General features: G+C 66.6%; 20 protein-coding genes and 1 pseudogene. 8 read left to right on the top strand and 13 right to left on the bottom strand.

All coding sequences use genetic code 11. From position 1 onward, the window contains the following. Nucleotides 1-12: 12 nt before the first annotated feature. From cydB to R9X41_RS05485, 3 genes are all read left to right on the top strand, one after another. A complete protein-coding gene (gene cydB, locus R9X41_RS05475; RefSeq protein ID WP_318633868.1) occupies nucleotides 13-1,158 on the top strand; it encodes a cytochrome d ubiquinol oxidase subunit II in 1,146 nt (381 codons plus the stop codon). Between the two features lie 29 nt (nucleotides 1,159-1,187). Further along, a complete protein-coding gene (gene cydX, locus R9X41_RS05480; protein WP_318633869.1) occupies nucleotides 1,188-1,331 on the top strand; it encodes a cytochrome bd-I oxidase subunit CydX in 144 nt (47 codons plus the stop codon). A 92-nt stretch (nucleotides 1,332-1,423) separates the two neighbouring features. Then, nucleotides 1,424-2,050: an OmpW/AlkL family protein gene (locus tag R9X41_RS05485; RefSeq protein WP_318633870.1), complete on the top strand. Its 627-nt coding sequence runs from the start codon at nucleotides 1,424-1,426 to the stop codon at nucleotides 2,048-2,050. Here R9X41_RS05485 and R9X41_RS05490 read toward each other — a convergent pair whose 3' ends face one another. The 3 genes from R9X41_RS05490 to maiA all read right to left on the bottom strand — a co-directional run bounded on the left by R9X41_RS05490 (nucleotide 2,051) and on the right by maiA (nucleotide 5,864). Next, nucleotides 2,051-3,487 (bottom strand): NAD-dependent succinate-semialdehyde dehydrogenase, encoded by a 1,437-nt coding sequence (locus R9X41_RS05490; protein WP_318633871.1) that lies wholly within the window; start codon nucleotides 3,485-3,487, stop codon nucleotides 2,051-2,053. A 67-nt stretch (nucleotides 3,488-3,554) separates the two neighbouring features. Then, nucleotides 3,555-5,048: a lipopolysaccharide biosynthesis protein gene (locus R9X41_RS05495; protein WP_318633872.1), complete on the bottom strand. Its 1,494-nt coding sequence runs from the start codon at nucleotides 5,046-5,048 to the stop codon at nucleotides 3,555-3,557. A 138-nt stretch (nucleotides 5,049-5,186) separates the two neighbouring features. After that, nucleotides 5,187-5,864 carry a maleylacetoacetate isomerase gene (maiA, locus tag R9X41_RS05500; protein ID WP_318633873.1) on the bottom strand — a complete coding sequence of 226 codons (678 nt, stop codon included), beginning with the start codon at nucleotides 5,862-5,864 and terminating at the stop codon, nucleotides 5,187-5,189. Nucleotides 5,865-6,051: 187 nt separating this feature from the next. Between maiA and R9X41_RS23660 the strand changes: the two are divergent. Together R9X41_RS23660 and R9X41_RS05505 are read left to right on the top strand one after the other, a co-directional pair. Further along, nucleotides 6,052-6,144: pseudogene (locus R9X41_RS23660) on the top strand (hypothetical protein); the annotation flags it as partial. A gap of 95 nt (nucleotides 6,145-6,239) precedes the next feature. Continuing rightward, the gene (locus R9X41_RS05505; protein ID WP_318633874.1) at nucleotides 6,240-6,413 is read left to right on the top strand and encodes a hypothetical protein; all 174 of its coding nucleotides are present in this window, start codon (nucleotides 6,240-6,242) and stop codon (nucleotides 6,411-6,413) included. A 491-nt stretch (nucleotides 6,414-6,904) separates the two neighbouring features. On the opposite strand, the gene R9X41_RS05510 is transcribed toward R9X41_RS05505, so the two are convergent. Beyond that, the gene (locus tag R9X41_RS05510; RefSeq protein WP_318633875.1) at nucleotides 6,905-7,681 is read right to left on the bottom strand and encodes a response regulator transcription factor; all 777 of its coding nucleotides are present in this window, start codon (nucleotides 7,679-7,681) and stop codon (nucleotides 6,905-6,907) included. A 227-nt stretch (nucleotides 7,682-7,908) separates the two neighbouring features. Between R9X41_RS05510 and R9X41_RS05515 the strand changes: the two genes are divergently transcribed. Then, entirely contained in the window at nucleotides 7,909-8,250 is a 342-nt protein-coding gene (locus tag R9X41_RS05515; protein ID WP_318633876.1) for a c-type cytochrome, read from the top strand. Nucleotides 8,251-8,272: 22 nt separating this feature from the next. Here the strand turns inward: R9X41_RS05515 and R9X41_RS05520 are convergent, their stop codons facing one another. The 7 genes from R9X41_RS05520 to R9X41_RS05550 all read right to left on the bottom strand — a co-directional run bounded on the left by R9X41_RS05520 (nucleotide 8,273) and on the right by R9X41_RS05550 (nucleotide 13,809). Next, entirely contained in the window at nucleotides 8,273-8,911 is a 639-nt protein-coding gene (locus tag R9X41_RS05520) for a PqiC family protein (protein ID WP_318633877.1), read from the bottom strand. Beyond that, nucleotides 8,908-10,560, bottom strand: a complete 1,653-nt coding sequence (locus R9X41_RS05525; RefSeq protein ID WP_318633878.1) for a PqiB family protein — start codon at nucleotides 10,558-10,560, stop codon at nucleotides 8,908-8,910. Before R9X41_RS05525 ends, R9X41_RS05520 begins: the two co-directional genes overlap by 4 nt. After that, nucleotides 10,557-11,180 carry a paraquat-inducible protein A gene (locus R9X41_RS05530; RefSeq protein ID WP_318633879.1) on the bottom strand — a complete coding sequence of 208 codons (624 nt, stop codon included), beginning with the start codon at nucleotides 11,178-11,180 and terminating at the stop codon, nucleotides 10,557-10,559. The genes R9X41_RS05525 and R9X41_RS05530 overlap by 4 nt, the downstream gene beginning before the upstream one ends. Next, nucleotides 11,177-11,812, bottom strand: coding sequence for a paraquat-inducible protein A (locus tag R9X41_RS05535; protein WP_318633880.1), 636 nt, complete (start codon nucleotides 11,810-11,812; stop codon nucleotides 11,177-11,179). Before R9X41_RS05535 ends, R9X41_RS05530 begins: the two co-directional genes overlap by 4 nt. Before the next feature lie 101 nt (nucleotides 11,813-11,913). Next, nucleotides 11,914-12,198, bottom strand: a complete 285-nt coding sequence (locus R9X41_RS05540; RefSeq protein ID WP_318633881.1) for a cupin domain-containing protein — start codon at nucleotides 12,196-12,198, stop codon at nucleotides 11,914-11,916. Further along, the gene (locus tag R9X41_RS05545; RefSeq protein WP_318633882.1) at nucleotides 12,195-12,590 is read right to left on the bottom strand and encodes an SRPBCC family protein; all 396 of its coding nucleotides are present in this window, start codon (nucleotides 12,588-12,590) and stop codon (nucleotides 12,195-12,197) included. Before R9X41_RS05545 ends, R9X41_RS05540 begins: the two co-directional genes overlap by 4 nt. Before the next feature lie 106 nt (nucleotides 12,591-12,696). After that, a complete protein-coding gene (locus R9X41_RS05550) occupies nucleotides 12,697-13,809 on the bottom strand; it encodes a sensor histidine kinase (protein ID WP_318633883.1) in 1,113 nt (370 codons plus the stop codon). A gap of 28 nt (nucleotides 13,810-13,837) precedes the next feature. On the opposite strand from R9X41_RS05550, the gene R9X41_RS05555 reads away from it, so the two are divergent. Further along, entirely contained in the window at nucleotides 13,838-14,068 is a 231-nt protein-coding gene (locus R9X41_RS05555) for a hypothetical protein (protein ID WP_318633884.1), read from the top strand. Nucleotides 14,069-14,192: 124 nt separating this feature from the next. Next, the gene (locus R9X41_RS05560) at nucleotides 14,193-14,399 is read left to right on the top strand and encodes a hypothetical protein (RefSeq protein WP_318633885.1); all 207 of its coding nucleotides are present in this window, start codon (nucleotides 14,193-14,195) and stop codon (nucleotides 14,397-14,399) included. 86 nt (nucleotides 14,400-14,485) lie between these two features. Here R9X41_RS05560 and R9X41_RS05565 read toward each other — a convergent pair whose 3' ends face one another. Together R9X41_RS05565 and R9X41_RS05570 are read right to left on the bottom strand one after the other, a co-directional pair. Continuing rightward, complete coding sequence (locus tag R9X41_RS05565; protein WP_318633886.1) at nucleotides 14,486-14,857, bottom strand: DUF6321 domain-containing protein; 372 nt, start codon at nucleotides 14,855-14,857, stop codon at nucleotides 14,486-14,488. 28 nt (nucleotides 14,858-14,885) lie between these two features. Then, nucleotides 14,886-16,406, bottom strand: coding sequence for a RecQ family ATP-dependent DNA helicase (locus R9X41_RS05570; protein WP_318633887.1), 1,521 nt, complete (start codon nucleotides 16,404-16,406; stop codon nucleotides 14,886-14,888).

Genomic DNA, 16,406 nt, shown 5'->3' on the forward strand with positions numbered 1-16,406 from the left:
GGAGCTTCTGCTATGGCTTTCTTCGATATCGAAACCCTGCGTGTCGTCTGGTGGGTGCTGCTCGGCGTGCTGCTCATCGCCTTCGCGCTGACCGACGGCTACGACCTCGGCGTGGGCGCCTTGCTGCCCTTCGTGGCACGCGGCGACGCCGAACGCCGCATGGTGATCAACGCGGTCGGCCCGCATTGGGAAGGCCACCAGGTGTGGTTCATCCTGGGCGGCGGCGCCATCTTCGCGGCCTGGCCTTTTGTCTACGCGGTGAGCTTCTCCGGCTTCTACCTGGCGATGTTCGTGGTGCTGGCCGCGATGATCCTGCGCCCGGTCGGCTTCAAGTACCGCTCGAGGAAGGCCGACCCGGCATGGCGCAGCCGCTGGGACTGGGCGCTGTTCGCAGGCGGCCTGGTGCCGGCGCTGGTCTTTGGCGTGGCGGTGGGCAATGTGCTGGGCGGCGTGCCTTTCCGTTTCGACAGCGATTTGCGGGTGTTCTATCTCGGCAGCTTCTTCGGCCTGTTCAGCCCCTTCGCGCTCTTGGCCGGACTGCTGTCGGTGGCCATGCTGGTGCTGCACGGCGCGAACTGGCTGGTGGTGAAGGTGGAGGCCGGCCCGGTGCATCGCCGTGCGCGTGACTTCGGCTTCGTCGCCGGCCTGCTCAGCCTCGTGCTGTTCGCGGTTGGTGGCCTGTGGGTGGCGTTCGGCGACCTGGGCTTTCGGCTGGTCGGCGCGGCCGATCCGATGGGGCCGTCGAACCCGCTGCGCGGCGCGGTGGTAGCCGCACCCGGCGCCTGGCTCGACAACTACCGTGCGGCGCCGCTGACGCTGCTCGCACCGGTGGCCGGCATCGTCGGCGTGGTGCTGGCGCTGGTGGCCAACCGGGCGCGCCGCGAGTGGGCGGCCTTCGCCGGATCGTCGCTCGCCTGCGCCGGCATCATCGCCACGGTGGGGGTGTCGATGTTCCCGTTCATCCTGCCCTCCAGCGCCGATGCGGCTTCGAGCCTCACGGTGTGGAACGCGTCTTCCACCGCGCACACGCTGGCAATCATGCTGGGCGTGACGGTGGTCTTTCTGCCGCTGATCCTGCTCTACACCACCTGGGCGATGCGCGTGATGCGCGGCCGGGTGACGACCCGCGAAGTCGCCCTCAACCCCGATTTCTACTGACCCCCAGACGCTTCGAAGGAGTGACTCTCATGTGGTATTTCGCCTGGATTCTCGGCGTGGGCCTGGCCGTGGGCTTCGGCGTGCTCAACGGTGTGTGGCATGAGTTCCATCTGCCCGACGAGCAGGTCGGCAAGCGTGGCGGCAAGCGCGACCCCAAACGCGTGCGGGCTTGATCCAGCGCAAGGTGCGCCGACCGTCTCCGGCTTTCAATGGAAAAGCAGCGAAGGATTTTTTCGCCAACGCCGATCACCCAGGAAACCGGAGCATGAACACCAAAGCATTCGTCATCGCCGCCGCCGTCGCAGCCACGCTTTCGCCCATCGCCAGCCACGCGCAGGACACCCAGGAAGCAACCGGGCCCTGGATGGTCCGCGTCCGGGCCGCCTATCTGAACCCGGCCAACCGCGACAGCACCCGGCTCGACCTGTCGATCAACAGCAAGACGATTCCCGAGGTCGACATCTCGTATTTCTTCACGCCCGAGTGGGCGACCGAACTGGTGCTGACGGTGCCGCAGAAGCAGGACATCCGCGCCGGCGGCACCGACATCGGAAGCCTCAGGCACCTGCCGCCGACGCTCACCGCGCAGTACCACTTCACCGGGTTCGGCGCGATCAAGCCCTACCTCGGCGCGGGCATCAACTACACACGTTTTTCCAGCGTGCGCTTTGCACCGGCAGTGGCCTCGGCGCTGCAGCCGGGCATCGAAAAAAGCAGTGTCGGCGCGGCGCTGCAGGTCGGCCTCGACTACGCGCTGACCCGCAACCTGGTGCTCAACATCGACGTGAAGAAGCTGCAGATCCGCACCGACGTTCGCTCGGCCGGCCAGCGGATCGGCCAGCTCCAGGTCGACCCGTGGCTGGTCGGTGTCGGCCTGGGCTGGCGCTTCTGATCAGACGCCGACCTGGGTCACCAGCTTGGTGTTGAGATAGGACTCGATCGCCTCGCTGCCGCCTTCGGAACCGTAGCCCGAATCCTTGATGCCGCCGAAGGGCAGCTCGGGCAGGGCCAGGCCGAAGTGGTTGATGGAGACCATGCCGCTCTCGATGCCGTTGCCCACGGCGGTGGCCGTCTTGAGCGAGCGGGTGAAGGCGTAGGCCGCCAGGCCGAAGGGCAGGCGGTTGGCTTCGGCCAGGCCTTCTTCGAGCGTCTTGAACGGCACCAGCGCGGCCATGGGGCCAAAGGGTTCGTTGTTCATCACGTCGGCCGACAGCGGCACGTCGGCCAGGATGGTCGGGGCGAAGAAGTTGCCCTTGTCGCCGATGCGCTCGCCGCCGGTCACCACACGGGCGCCGGCGCTGCGCGCATTGGCCACCAGCGAGGTCATGGCGTCGACCCGGCGCGGATTGGCCAGCGGGCCCATGGTGGTGCCGGCGGTCAGGCCGTCGCCCACCTTCACGGCACCCTTCACGGCTTCGCTGAAGGCCGCGAGGAAGGATTCGTACACGCCTTCCTGCACCAGGAAGCGGGTGGGCGACACGCACACCTGGCCGGCGTTGCGGAACTTGCTGCCGGCCAGCATCTTGGCGGCGCCGGCCACGTCGGCGTCGTCGAACACCATCACCGGTGCATGGCCGCCGAGCTCCATGGTGATGCGCTTCATGTGCAGGCCGGCGAGCGAGGCCAGCTGCTTGCCCACCGGCGTGGAGCCGGTAAAGGTGATCTTGCGGATGACCGGGTGTGGAATCAGGTAGGCCGAGATCTCGGCCGGAATGCCGTAGACCAGGTTGAGCACGCCCGCGGGCAGGCCGGCGTCGGCGTAGCAGCGGACGAGTTCGGCGCAGCTCGCGGGGGTTTCTTCCGGTCCCTTCAGGATCACCGAGCAGCCGGCGGCGAGCGCTGCCGATACCTTGCGCACGGCCTGGTTGATCGGGAAGTTCCAGGGCGTGAAGGCCGCGACCGGGCCGACCGGCTCCTTGAGCGCCATCTGGGTCACACCCTCGGCGCGCGCCGGGATGATGCGGCCGTAGCTGCGGCGGGCTTCCTCGGCGAACCATTCCATGATGTCGGCGGCCGCGCGGGTTTCCATCAGGGCTTCGGCCAGCGGCTTGCCCTGTTCCTGGGTCATCAGCGGCGCAATGGTTTCGGCGCGTTCGCGGATCAGCGCGGCGGCGCGGCGCAGCAGCTGCGAGCGCTCATAGGCGCCGACCTTCTTCCAGGTCTTGAAGCCACGGTCGGCAGCGTCGAGGGCGCGGTCGAGGTCAGCGCGTGTGGCGTGGGCCAGCTGGGCGATGACGGCACCGTTGGCCGGGTTGTGGATGGGCAGCGTCTGGCCGTTGCTGGAAGCGGTCCACTGGCCGTCGATGAAGAGGGAGACGTCGTTGTACATGCGCTCTTGTGGGTTGGAGATGGAGGTAACGGATGGCGTGCATCCGGGCTAAAGCTTTCTGCGGGCGTCAGGTTGGCGCGGCGGGGAATGTCTTGGTGAAACGTGGCCGCAGGCGCGGGAAAAAACGCAGAAGCAGCATCGCGGCGTCGCGCCCGAGAACGATCGGAAACGCGATGACGAAGGCCCCGAGCGTGCCGAAACCCAGAGCGCCTCCCACGAACAAGGCCACGATGGCGGGCATGGGCGGCGCGTACACACGCAGGCAGATCCAGGGCAGCAACAGGGTCACGGCGGTGAGCAAGGCGCCCCGCACCATCCAGACCACCCACTGGGTCGGGCGCACCGACAGAATCTTCGAGGCAGCGGTGGCCATCACCAAACCGCGTGCACCGATGACGGCGGCGGCCACCAGCGTCGCGTGTTCGATGCTGTTGCGCCCAAAGAGGTAATAGGCAACGGCCGCCAGCGGCAGCAGGGGTAATTGCAGAAAGATCTCGAACTTTGCCCGCCCGGTATTCCATAGAACCGGCGTAGACATTCCCCACGTCACAAAAGCGGGCATGGAGACGAAAAGAATCTGCAACACCGGAACGGCTTCGATCCATGCAGGGCCGTACAGCAGGCGAACAATTTCTGGCGAGAGAAACGCGAGCATGACGAAGAATGGAAATAACACCACCCAAATCGTGCTCGACACCTGCTGGTAGGCGAGCTTGAGCCGTTCTGGTTCGTCCTGCACGCGAGCGCCGGCTGCCATAAAAACCGGTTGCATCGCACCGATCAGCAAGGTATTTGGCATATTGGCCAGATTGTTGCCGACCGTGTAGACGCCCATGGCATGCGCATTGAGGTATCGGCCGATCATCAGACGATCGAGCGTGCTGATGAACCAGTTTCCAAGGTTGGTGAAAAACACAGCCATACCCATGCGCAGTAATTCAGGTGAATGGGTCGATTTGAACAACAGGCGGATTGGATGTCGCACCACGTAATAGGAAGCCAGCCAGCCGACCGTGGCTTGCGTCATCCAGGCCGCAACAAGCGCGCTTACGCCGGCGCCCATTAGCGCCAGCGGTACCCCGACGCCGATGTAACCCAGGAAATAACTGGCGAGTTGAATCAAACCTGAAATCCGAAAACTCATGGAGCGTCGCATCAGGTTCCCCGGAACGGATCCGAGGGAATTGATGACGCAGGCCAGGGCCATCCACTGGGTGATGAATTGCACACGATCGTCATGAAAATACTGTGCAGTCCACGGCGCGGCGAGGAACATCGCACCGCCGGCAGCAATGCCGGTGAGCAGTTGCCAGGTAAACGCTACCCGGATGTCGCTGTCGTCGATTTCCTTGAGTTGGTGCAGCCCGTAGGAAAATCCGAAAGTGGCGAAGAAGTTGCTGAGCGTGAACACCACCATGCCCATGCCGAACAGCCCGTAGATTTCGGGGCCGAGCGCTCGCGCCAAAATGACTTGGGCAATGAGCTGGAGTCCGAACCTGGCGATCGTGGTCGCAACGCTCCACTTTGCGGCGCTGACGCCGGCCTTTCCGATCTGTTTCATGAAGATGCCGGATCGAAATCGTGGGGATGATTATTGGGTAACGGAATCTGATCTTCAAATGCCACAGGGAAATCCAGAAAAATATGAAAGACGCTTCAGCTCATTATGTTTCATTCGGTCCGCGCGACGGACTGCGGTTCAAACAGAAGGCGCCCCAACCTGCCAGCGCGGATCGGCCTTGGCGAAGGCCTCGATCTGCTCGCAGCGCTGCATGATCCGGTTGATCGTGGGGATGCCCTCGACCTCCACCTTGAACACCCGCATCACCACGATGATGCTGGCCAGGCAGATGTCGGCCATGGTGGCGCTGTCGCCTTGGCAGAAATGGCCGGTTTCGGGGTCGGCAGCCAAGCGTGCCTCCAGCGCGTGCAGGCCGGTGCCGAACCATTGCACCTGCCAGGCGCGCCAGGCATCGGCATCGAAGCCACCGCGCTGGGTGAGGTAGCGCTTTACCCGGGGCGTGATGAGCGGGTGCGTGTCCGACGCCAGCATCGCGGCCAGCGAGCGCACCCGGGCGCGGGCATGCACGCCGCGCGGCAGCAGGGCGGGCGTGGGGTAGAGCTCCTCCAGAAACTCCAGGATGGGCAGCGACTGGGTCAGCGTGGCGGCCGGGGCGGCGGCGGCATGGTCGATGAGCGCAGGTATGGCGCCCAGCGGATTCACCTTCAGGAAGTCGTCGCCGAGCTGCTCGCCGGCGTCGATGTCGACGTTGCGCTCCAGCGCTTCGATGCCCTTGATATTGAGCGCTACCCGCACCCGGTAGGTGGCCGAGGTGCGCCAGTAGGAAAACAGTTCGAAGCGCGCCGGATCGGTCATGGAAGCTCCAGAGAAGGAATGACCCGATTCTGCGGTCTGCACGAGATTTCAACACCTGGATACAAGGCGGCCATTTTGTCCTACCGCCAGGTGCTGGTGGTGGCCAGCAGCTTCGGCGAAGGCGAGCCGCCCGACACGGCGCGCCGCGCGCGGTCTGGCCGCCACCGCCGTGCCGGCGCTCGCCACGGTGCGATACGGGTTGCTGGCCCTCGGCGACCGTGACTACGACCGCTTCTGCGGGTTCGGCCATGCGCTCCACCACGGCTTCGAATCGGCGGGCGCGACCCGGCTGTTTCCGATGGTCGAGGTCGACGACGGCGACTCGCAGGCCGTGCAGGATGGCACCAGGCGCTGGCGACACCCACCGGCGCCGAATTGCAAGACGAAGGCGCCGTCGCCACGCCGCAGCCGCAACTGTTGCAGCACTGGCGGCTGGCCGAACGCGTGCTGCTCAACCCGGGCAGCGTGGGCGAACCGCTCTGCCAGGTGGACCTGCTGCCCCGGCCGGCAAGGCGCCGCACTGGCAGGCGGGCGCGCTGGTCGGGGTGATGCCTCGGCACGCCGACGAGGCCGCGCGCGGCCTGCTGGCCTCGGCCGGATCAAGGTCGGCGCCACCGTGTGTCTGGCGGACGGCGACACGACCCTGGTCGACACCGTAGCCCGCAGCGCCTGGCCTGCCGACGACCATGGCGGTTGTCGCCGGTCGCGTCAGGTGCTCGCCGACGGCTTGCAGCCGCTCGCGCCACGCCCTTATTTTCGATCGCTTCGTTACCCGAAGACGGCCGCCTGCGTCTGCTGGTGCGGCAGGCGCGCCACGACGGCGGGATCGGCATCGCGTCGGGCTGGCTCACCGCCCACGCGCCGCTGCAAGCCGACGTGACACTGCGGCCTTGCCCAACCCGGCCTTCGCGCCGGCCGAAGACGACGGCCCGGCGATCTTTATCGGCAATGGTTCGGGTTATGCCGGCCTGCGCGGCCACCGGCTGCACCGCATTGCGCAGGGGCGGCATCGCAGACCGGCGCACACGCGCGCCGGCCGATCACGCGGGCGATGGCGACGACGACAGCGAAGGGGTCGGCGACGGTGTCGGCGCCGGGGATTTCTGTAGATCGTCCATCTCGAGCCGATAGCCGTGTCCGTACACAGTGCGCAGTTGCGCACCGTGCTCGCGCTGCAGGAAGAGCTTTCCGCGCAGCCGATAGATGTGGCTATCGAGCGCCCGGGAGTTGATTTCTTCACCGCAGACGCCGCTGTATTCGAGCAGATGCGCCCGTGAGATCGACGAACCCCGGTGCTGGAACAAGGCCAGCGCCAGACGAAACTCGCGTTCGGTCAGCTCGAAGGTCTTTTCGCCGTCGGGCAGGGCGATGCGGGCGGTCGTGTTCGTCCGGTCCAGCGTCCAGGGGCCGAACACCAGTTGGGTCAAGGCCGGAGCCGGCGTATGGCGCTGGAGCAGGCGCATGGCGCGGGCACGGAATTCCATTGACCTGACCGGCTGAACCACATAATCGTCGGCGCCCCTTCCAAATGCCCGGACGATATCCTGTTCTGAGTAGTAGGAGGACAGGATAATCGCCGGCGTGTTGCTTTGCTGGAATTTCCGCAACCAGTCGAGTATTTCGATGCCATTTAATTCGGCGCCATTCCAGGCCAATACCAAGAGGTCGAAGGTTTCATGCCGAAGCACTGATCGCAGGCGTTGTCCCGACGTGAAGGCCTGCACGCTGACAGATGCGTCGCCAATGGAAATTCCGCTCAGTATGTGCATGATCCGGGCTGTTTGCCCGCTATCGTCTTCGAGTATCGCGACCCGCATGTTTTTCCTTTTCGGCCCATTAATCAATGCGCCGATGAACGGAATGTTATTGCGACGAGTTGGTGCGATACCGATTTTTCATTGGTCTTGTCGGATCTGTCCGACACCTTGGTGATGCGGGTTTGCAACGGCTTCGTTTTTGTCGCCGGACAATCCCGCCGAAATGTTTTTTCGGTGTCTCAGTTGATCAAAATGCAATGTTTCCATTGAATCCGTCGACCGGCCGCATGACGCCATCGCTCTCCCGCCTCGCCTGCCGCGGTCTGCTGGCCGGCGCTCTCGCTTTCGGTGCCCTCTCGGGTGGGACGCAGCCGGCCATGGCGCAGGTCGACCTGGCGCGTGCCAACGGCTGCCTGGTGTGCCATTCGGTGGAGCGCAAGGTCATTGGCCCGGCCTTGCGCGATGTGGCGCAGCGCTATCGGAGCCAGGCCGATGCGCCCGACCGGTTGACCGCGATCGTGCTGAAGGGCGGTGTCGGGCAATGGGGCACGCAGCCGATGCCGCCCAACGGTGGCGTCAGCCCGGCCGACGCGCGCGCGCTGGTGGGCTGGATCCTGGCGCTGCCCTGAGCGGCGGCTGCCGCCTGCCTGTTCAGCCTCCGATGCAGCCGGCCCGGGGCGATGCCTGCAGCGCCAGCAGTTGTGCACCGATGGCCTCCGAGGCGCGCCGGGTGACCTGCTGCGCGCCGTGGGCGATGGCGTCGATGCCGGCGGCGGCCGGCTCCGAGGTGGAGTAACTGCAGCTCAGGCTGTCGTCGCGGTCCGCGCGGCGCAGGGTCCAGCTGAAGTCGGCTTGCACGCCGCGGTCTTCCACCGCGTCGAAACCCTGCAGCTGCACCGCCACGCGCCACACCGCCGGGCTGCTCGGCCGGCCGCCCTTGGTAACGTCGATGGCGCCGGCCCGGCTGGCGATGCCGGCGGCCAGGGCGTCGCGCATTTCCTTCTCGAACGACGAGGCCCAACGGTGCTGCTCCAGGATGCGCACCTCGGCTCCCGGCGTGTCCTTGCGCACCACCATCTGCGGCCGCGCCAGGCGCTCGGGCATCGCCACGGGGGCGATCTCGACGAAAAGCGGCGGGGTCGCCGTCGCTGCTGCCGGCGCGGTGACGGACGAGGGCGCGGCGAGGGTGTAGTAGCGATCAGGCTGGCTGGCACAGCCGGCGCCGAGTGCGGCGACGGCGGCGGCGACGGCGGCCGCCGCGGTGCGCGTGAATAAGACGGATGGCTTCATTTCTTGTCGTCCGGTTTGCCGCGCAGCAGCGATTCGGGATGGCGTTCGAGGTAGTCGGTCAGCACCCGTACCGAGGCGGCGGTGCGGGTGAGTTCCTGCAGCGTCTGGCGGACGTCCTGCTGCAGCGGGGCGTCTTGCGCCAGCGTGCGGTTGGCGCTGTCGATGGTCTTGCGCGCGTCCTTCATGGCGGCGGTGATCTCGGGCGACACGTCGTTGTTGAGCGTGCGCGTGAGCTGCTCGGCGCCGGCCAGCGTGCGGTTGAGGCTGGCCATGGTGGTGCGCAGTTCCTGGCCGATCTCGTCGATCGGCACCTTGTTGACCTTTGTCACGATCTCCTGCACCTGCGACTGCAGCGCGTCGAGGCTGCCGGACATGGTGGGCAGCTCGATCGGGTCCTTGGTGGCGTCGAACTGCACGGCCGGTGCCTTGGGAAAGAAGTCGACCGCCACGTAGAGCTGGCCGGTCAGCAGGTTGCCGTTGCGCAGCTGCGCCCGCAGACCCTTGCCGACCAGATAGCGGATCTGCTGCTCCTGGCTGTATTTGGACTCCGGCGCGGCGGCTTCGCCAGGGCGGCGCAGGCGGTCGGGGAAGATCTGCAGCATGACCGGCATGCGGAACTCGCGCTCGGTGCGGTCGAACTCCACGCCGATCGACTTGACCTCGCCGATCACCACACCGCGGAAATCGACCGCCGCGCCCGGCGCCAGCCCGCGCAGCGACTGGTTGAAGTACAGCAGCACGTTCTTGGCCTGGCCGTCCGGCGGCTTGAGCGCGGTGTTCTCGTCCTCGGCCAGCGCGAAACGGGCGTTTTCGGCGGCGACCGGGCCGTTGGCGTCGTCCGGCGCCCGAAAGGCGATGCCGCCGAGCAGGATGGTGGCCAGCGACTGGGTGTGCAGCGTCACGCCGGAGGAATTGACCTGCATGTCGATGCCGCTCGCATGCCAGAAGCGGGTGTTGGCCCCGACGAATTTGTCGTAGGGCGCATTGACGAAGATGCGCAGGCTCACGCCCTTGCCGTCGGCGTCGAGCTCGTAGGCAGCGATCTGGCCGACCTTGATGCGGCGGAAGTACACCGGCGAGCCGACGTCGAGCGAGCCGATGTTCTGCGCATGCAGCATGAACTGCTTGCCCGAGGCGTCGCGGGTGACGATGGGCGGGGTTTCCAGGCCGGTGAACTCGCCGCTGGTCTCCTTGTCGACACCCGGGTCGGCCACGATGTAGGCGCCCGACAGCAGCGTGCCCAGGCCCGAGATGCCGCTGGTGTCCAGGCGCGGCCGCACCACCCAGAAGCGGGTGTCGCGCGCGGTGAAGGCCTCGGCATCCTTGGTGAGCTGCAGCACCACGCGCACCCGGGTGCGGTCCTTGGCCAGGCGCAGGCTCTGCACCACGCCGATCTGCACGTCCTTGTACTTGACGGCGGTCTTGCCGGCTTCCAGGCCCTCGGCGGTCTTGAAGCTCACTTCGACTTCCGGTCCCTGGCCCATCAGCACCTTGGCGACCAGCGTGATGCCGACCAGCGCGGCCACCAGCGGAATCAGCCAGATCAGCGAAGGCAGCCAGTTGCGCCGGCGCGCTACACGGGGTGGTTCGAGCGCCGGAGCGGGGGTGGGCGGCGGGCCGGGGGCATGTGATTGGTCGTCGCCGTTCATACGGATTTTTTGCCTTTCGGAAGGGGGCTGTCCCAGGTCAGCTTGGGATCGAAACTCAGCGAGGCCAGCATGGTCAGCACCACCACCGACGCGAAGGCCGCGATGCCGAGGCCGGCGGTGATCTGGGCGAAGCCCTGGATCTGCACCAGGCCGGTCAGCAGCGCCACGACGAACACGTCGAGCATGGACCAGCGGCCGATGACTTCGATGATGTGATAGAGCCTGGCGCGCTCGCCACGCCGCCAGTCGCTGCCGCTGCGCGCGGTGACCAGCAGGATGAACAGCGCCGCCAGCTTGAACAGCGGCACCAGGAAACTCGCCACGAAGATGATGGCGGCGATGCCGTAGGAGCCGCTGATCCAGAAGAAGATGATGCCGCTCAGGATGGTGTCGCTCTGCGTGCCGAAGAGCGAACGGGTGATCATGACCGGCAGCAGATTGGCCGGCAGATACATGACGCAGGCCGCGATCAGGAAGGCCCAGGTGCGGTTGAGGCTGTCGCGCTTGCGCGCGCGCAGCGTGGTGCCGCAGCGCGCGCAGGCGTCGCCGTCGGCCGCGTCGCGCCACACGGTGCCGCAATGGCGGCAGGGCAGTAGGCCGGCGGACCGTGCGCGGATCATGCGGCGGCCCCCGCGTCGCCCGGCGTCCCGTGCGCCGACGCCATGCGCCAGAAGCCGCGCGGGTCGAAGGCGAGCACCACGGTCAGCAGCACCGTCAGCGCGCCGAAGGACCAGAGCGCCGGCCCCGGAATCACCTTGGCCATGCCCGAGAGCTTGACCAGCGCGACCAGCACGCCGAGCAGAAACACCTCGACCATGCCCCAGGGCCGCAGCATCTGCAGCGAGCGCACCAGGTAGGCGAAGCCGCGGGGCACGCGCTGCCGCACCAGCGGCAGCAGCAGCCACACCATCACGCCCATCTGCAGCAGCGGAAAGATGATGGTGGTGGCCAGCACCAGCGTGGCCACCAGCGTGCGGCCCTCGGCGGTGAGGGCATAGACCGCGCCGAGCAGCGTGGTCTGCGAGCGCATGCCGCGCAGGTTGATCTCGACGATGGGAAAGGCGTTGCTGACCACGAACATCACCAGGCTGGCGAGCGACAGCGGCAGCAGGCGCCGCTCCTGCTGGCCGGGGTGGCGGTCGAGCTCGGCGCCGCAGTTGGAACAGTGCGCCACTTCGCGCGGGCGCAGCTGGGCCCGCTGCCAGACGGCGTCACAACTCTCGCAGACGATGGCCTGGGGGACTTCGATCATGAGCCGCGAAGTATGCCCAGCCCGCGCGGCGGGGCACGCGGGGCGATATGCCGATCTGGCTGGCGGAAATGGCCGACAACCCCTTGCGTCGGCGCGCAGGTTCAACCCGGCTCGGCGCGGCCCACCCAATAGGTCGCGCCGTCGGCGCCGTAGCGTTCCTCGTGGGGCGTGCCGGCGGCGATCGCGAAGCGGTCACCAGGCCGCAGGTGCCGGGTGACGCCGTCGACCGTCAGCCACATCTCGCCGGCGATGACCAGCGCGTCGGCGTCGAACGGGTGGCTGTGCGTCGCGACATCTTCGTCCGGCGCCCAGCTGCGGGCGACGACTTCGTCGAAGCCGCGAGCCGCCTGAGCGGCGCGGAAGGTGTCGAAATCGGGAAGGCTCATGGTTGTTCCATCAGGGTTTTGAGTGCGACCAGGTCCTTGGCCACATGCGCTGCGTCCTGCTCCAGCAGCTCCGGCGCGGATCCCGGCAAGGCCAGCACCACGAAGCTCAGCACGCTGCCGGTGCCCGCCGGCGTCACCCTAAAGGCGTTGTGCACGGTGGTGCCGTCGGGCAGCGTGACGTCGTGGTCAAGCACGCCGAAGGGGTTGGGTTCGGCCATGCGGAGCCTGACCCGGCCCATCGGCGAATCGGTGAACCATTCGCCGTTTTCCTGGCTGACCCCGGCGGCGAGCCCGGACGCCCATCGGGGAAGGTTCTCAATCCGGCGGGCGAAGTCGTAGACGTCGTTGGCGGCCCGGTCGACGTTCTGGCTCACGATGTGGAAAGGGTGCATGGGCTTCTCCTGGTGAACCCGGCGCGAGCGCGTTGCCGGTCAAGTGGCCGAGCTTCGATCCGTGGCGCGGCCGGCGTGCATCCGGCTGTATCTCCGCCCCGGCGCGTCAGCCGGCCGGAAAGCGCGCCTCGAAGACCGTGCCGTGCCCGGCGTCGGAGCGCACTTCGATCCGGCCGCCGTGGGCCTTGGCGATCTCACCCACGATATACAGGCCCAGGCCCACGCTGCGAGCCTCTCCGACCCGGCCGCCGCGCACCATCGGCTGGAACAGTTGTCCGACCGATTCCGCCGGAATCGGATCGCCCCAGTTGTGCACGCTGACCAGCCCGCAGCCGTCGTCCACCGACGAACTCACGGTGACGGGTCGAGTCGGGTCGCCGTAGGTCAGCGCGTTGGAGACCAGGTTGCCGACGAGCTGCGACAGCCGGTCGGGATCGATCGGGCACACACCTTCTTGTCCGCGTACGTGCACCAGCTCGCGTTCCGGGCGCGCCAGGGCCAATTCCTCGACCGTGTCGGCGATCACGTCGTTCAGTGCCACCGCGCGGGGCGCCACCGCAAGGCCGGCGCCGATGCGGGCGGCGGTGAAATCCAACAGGTCGGCGATCAGCCGGTGCGCCCGCTCGGTGGCGCGCGACACCCGGCCCAGTACCCGGATCTGGTTGGCTGTGAGGTCGCCCCGGGTGAGCGCGAGGATGCCCATGTGGACGGCGGCCAGCGGGTTGCGCAGGTCGTGGCTCACGATGCCCACCATCTGTTCGGCGAACAGGGCGCGGTCCTGGGCGTCGGCTTCCTGGCGCGTGGCTTCGTGGACCAGCAGGCGCATCTCCTCGCGTGACTCGGCGAGCTCGCGTTCGTTCATCTGGCGGTCGGCGGCGGGCAGAAAGACGTAATCGGTGCAGTGGCCCGCGGGCGTGGCGCGGCGGCGGGCGCTCATCAGCATCGGCTGGCCGTGGCCCTCGGCGTGCGACAGGGCCATCAATACGTCGGCGATGTTGCCGGTGCGATCGATCGTGGCGGTCCAGTGGGCTGTCTGTGTATGGCAGTCGGGATGCAGCCAGTCGTGCAGATGCGTTGGGTTGGCAGCGTCGAGGCGTCGTGCCAGCCAGGCGGCCAGCGTTTCATTGATCCAGACGACCTGGTCGGCTTCGTCGGCGACCAATACGCCACATGGGAGCTGGTCGAGCGGCGGCGTGGGGGACGGGGCGTTTTCGGTCAAGGCGTGCGAACGTGGGCAAACAAGACCCGTGAGCATACGCACGGCCCGGCGCAAGCTTGTTTCCGGTCGGCAGGCAGCGCAGGCACAGCGCTTGATCGATCACGAAATTGCCTGGCCGATGTCTGGAAATGTCGATGGGGGCGGTGCGCGGGAATATCGAAGAACGAGATTTCATGCAATTTCCGCATGTATGTATTTCGCTGACGAGATATGGCTGAAAGTATTTATTGATGCTCGATGTATGTTTAAAAATTTCTGACGGCAATGTACGAGTCGTCCTACTGAGCGGCCAAGCTGGCTTGTTAAATTGGTTTCGGGTTCGGCATATAACGGGCCCCCGATTGTGAATATCGGATTCTTGAAATGACTTTGGAGTAGTCACCATGGCAAATCAAAAGCAGCAGGACAACAAGAACCATGATCCGCAAGGAAATAACCAGCACAACGCTGGCAATGCGGGCGTCAACCAGTCGCAGCAGGAGCAGCGCGGCACCGCCGCCGGCCAGCAACGCGCCGGCACGGGCGTGCAGGGCGGCACCCATGAGCAGCACGTAAAAGCCGGGCAGCAGAGCCACAAAAACACCAGGTGATGGGTCTTGAGACGAACGAAGGGGGCTCGGCCCCCTTTTTCTTTGGCTGTCGTCTCTTTAAATCAAGGCGAACACGATCGTGAAAATCACGATTTGGCGCGCGGGCCCTGTTTTTCGCGCTCACGGCGGTAACGCTCCAACAGGCGCTTGCCTTTGTCGGCAATGCGACGGGCGGCCGCTTCGGTCGTCGGAACGGGTTCTCCCCAAGCGTGCGCCGAGAGGGCGAAACGGGTGGGCTTGCCCTTGGCGTCTTTCAGGGCGGGTAGTGGATCCCGTCCATAGAACCGCGTCGCCCAGCTGCCTTTGCGGCGCATGTCGTCCAGCGACATTTCACGCACCGGCTTGGTCACGCCGGGCTTGAGATGCGCGCCCTGTTTTTCGGCAAATTCGGCGCGCCCGGCGGCGGTCAGTCCGCCCTTGGGGTCTTTGGTCGTCTTGGCTTTTTCGGTGCTGCTCATCGTCAGTCCTTTTCGGTGCGCGGCCTTTTCAGGCCGCCAGGGGTAATGCGTTTGTTTCCTGCTGAGCCTGAGCGATGCGGCGGCAGGTGTCGCAGTGGCCGCACGGTGGCCGGTCGATTTCGCGGTCGTGGCCGACGCTTTCCAGCAGCACCTGCCAACGGCAACGGCCGGACTGGGCGTAGTCGACCATGCGTTCAAGCGACGCACGGTCGGCTGTTCGCTTGTCCTGGTAGGTCTGCATCGCCGCCTCGAGCACCGCCGATTCCACATCCGCTCTGCGCAGCCGAACCACGCCGCGTGGATCCACCGAGACGATGCGCCGCTGCCGCAGCAGGCTGACGCATACCTTGAGCTTGCCGACCGGGCGATCGGTGGCGTCGGCCAACGCCTGCAGACTCCAGCCGTCGTCGGGTGCGGGCGCTTGCAGCGCGGCCCACAGGGCGTCGAGATCGGCCAGATCCGGGTAGCGGCCGGTCAGAAAGAATTGCTGCACCGCCCTGTCCTTGCGCAGAAAGAGCAGGGTGCAGTCGCAACGTTGGCCGTCGCGTCCGGCACGGCCGGTTTCCTGGTAATAGGCGTCGAGCGAGCCGGGCATCTGGTGGTGGATGACGAAGCGGATGTCCTGCTTGTCGATGCCCAGACCGAAGGCGTTGGTGGCGACCACCACGCGGATCTCGCCCGCCATGAAGGCTTGTTGCACGTCATGGCGTTCCGTCGGCCCGAGCTTGCCGTGGTAGAGACCGACGTCCGGCACATCGGCCGCGAGCAAGGCATCGCGCACCGCCTCGGCGGCCTTCACCGTCGCGGCGTAGACCAGGCCGGCGCCGGATGAATCGCGAACCAGGGCCACGGTGCGCGCCAGTTTTTCGGCGCTGTTGGTGAGCAGGTCGACGGCGTAGTCGAGGTTGGGTCGGTAGGTGCCGGTCTCCACCATGCCGGACACCGGGATGCCGAGCTGGGCGCGGATGTCGGCGGCGACCGCTTCGGTCGCGGTGGCGGTCAGTGCCAGCACCGGTGGCTGGCCCAGTGCCTTTCGTGCGGCGGCGATCTCCAGGAAAGCCGGGCGGAAATCATGGCCCCATTGGCTGATGCAGTGCGCTTCGTCCACCACCAGCAAGGACACCGGGGCGCCTTCGGCGAGCAGGTCCTGGAACTTCGGATCGGCCAGGCGTTCCGGCGTGGTCAGCACGATGCGCGCGGTACGCCTGGCGATCGCGGCTTCGGCTTGCTGCAGTTCCTCGGTGTCGATCGCGCTGTTGAGCTGCACCGCCTGCACGCCGAGCGCGTTGAGCGCCGAGCACTGGTCTTGCATCAGCGCGATCAGCGGTGACACGACCAATGTGATGCCCGGCAGCAGCACGGCGGGCAACTGGTAGCAGAGCGACTTGCCGGCGCCGGTCGGCATCACGGCCAGCGTCGACCGGCTGGCCAATACGCGCTCGATGGTTTCCTGCTGGCCCGGTCGCAGCGTCTTGAGTCGGAAGGTCTTGCGCAGCGTGGTGCGCACGAGGTCGGGCAGTGGCTTGGCGTTGTGGGGAGAGCGGGGCAT

The sequence above is a fragment of the Xylophilus sp. GOD-11R genome, assembly GCF_033546935.1.
Lineage (GTDB): Bacteria > Pseudomonadota > Gammaproteobacteria > Burkholderiales > Burkholderiaceae_C > Xylophilus.

Bases quoted from the DNA above. Each gene is read 5' to 3' on its own strand.
- cydB (WP_318633868.1), top strand. From the start codon at position 13: ATGGCTTTCTTCGATATCGAAACCCTGCGTGTCGTCTGGTGGGTGCTG.
- cydX (WP_318633869.1), top strand. From the start codon at position 1,188: ATGTGGTATTTCGCCTGGATTCTCGGCGTGGGCCTGGCCGTGGGCTTC.
- R9X41_RS05485 (WP_318633870.1), top strand. From the start codon at position 1,424: ATGAACACCAAAGCATTCGTCATCGCCGCCGCCGTCGCAGCCACGCTT.
- R9X41_RS05490 (WP_318633871.1), bottom strand. From the start codon at position 3,487: ATGTACAACGACGTCTCCCTCTTCATCGACGGCCAGTGGACCGCTTCC.
- R9X41_RS05495 (WP_318633872.1), bottom strand. From the start codon at position 5,048: ATGAAACAGATCGGAAAGGCCGGCGTCAGCGCCGCAAAGTGGAGCGTT.
- maiA (WP_318633873.1), bottom strand. From the start codon at position 5,864: ATGACCGATCCGGCGCGCTTCGAACTGTTTTCCTACTGGCGCACCTCG.
- R9X41_RS05510 (WP_318633875.1), bottom strand. From the start codon at position 7,681: ATGCGGGTCGCGATACTCGAAGACGATAGCGGGCAAACAGCCCGGATC.
- R9X41_RS05515 (WP_318633876.1), top strand. From the start codon at position 7,909: ATGACGCCATCGCTCTCCCGCCTCGCCTGCCGCGGTCTGCTGGCCGGC.
- R9X41_RS05520 (WP_318633877.1), bottom strand. From the start codon at position 8,911: ATGAAGCCATCCGTCTTATTCACGCGCACCGCGGCGGCCGCCGTCGCC.
- R9X41_RS05525 (WP_318633878.1), bottom strand. From the start codon at position 10,560: ATGAACGGCGACGACCAATCACATGCCCCCGGCCCGCCGCCCACCCCC.
- R9X41_RS05530 (WP_318633879.1), bottom strand. From the start codon at position 11,180: ATGATCCGCGCACGGTCCGCCGGCCTACTGCCCTGCCGCCATTGCGGC.
- R9X41_RS05535 (WP_318633880.1), bottom strand. From the start codon at position 11,812: ATGATCGAAGTCCCCCAGGCCATCGTCTGCGAGAGTTGTGACGCCGTC.
- R9X41_RS05540 (WP_318633881.1), bottom strand. From the start codon at position 12,198: ATGAGCCTTCCCGATTTCGACACCTTCCGCGCCGCTCAGGCGGCTCGC.
- R9X41_RS05545 (WP_318633882.1), bottom strand. From the start codon at position 12,590: ATGCACCCTTTCCACATCGTGAGCCAGAACGTCGACCGGGCCGCCAAC.
- R9X41_RS05560 (WP_318633885.1), top strand. From the start codon at position 14,193: ATGGCAAATCAAAAGCAGCAGGACAACAAGAACCATGATCCGCAAGGA.
- R9X41_RS05565 (WP_318633886.1), bottom strand. From the start codon at position 14,857: ATGAGCAGCACCGAAAAAGCCAAGACGACCAAAGACCCCAAGGGCGGA.
- R9X41_RS05570 (WP_318633887.1), bottom strand. From the start codon at position 16,406: ATGCCCCGCTCTCCCCACAACGCCAAGCCACTGCCCGACCTCGTGCGC.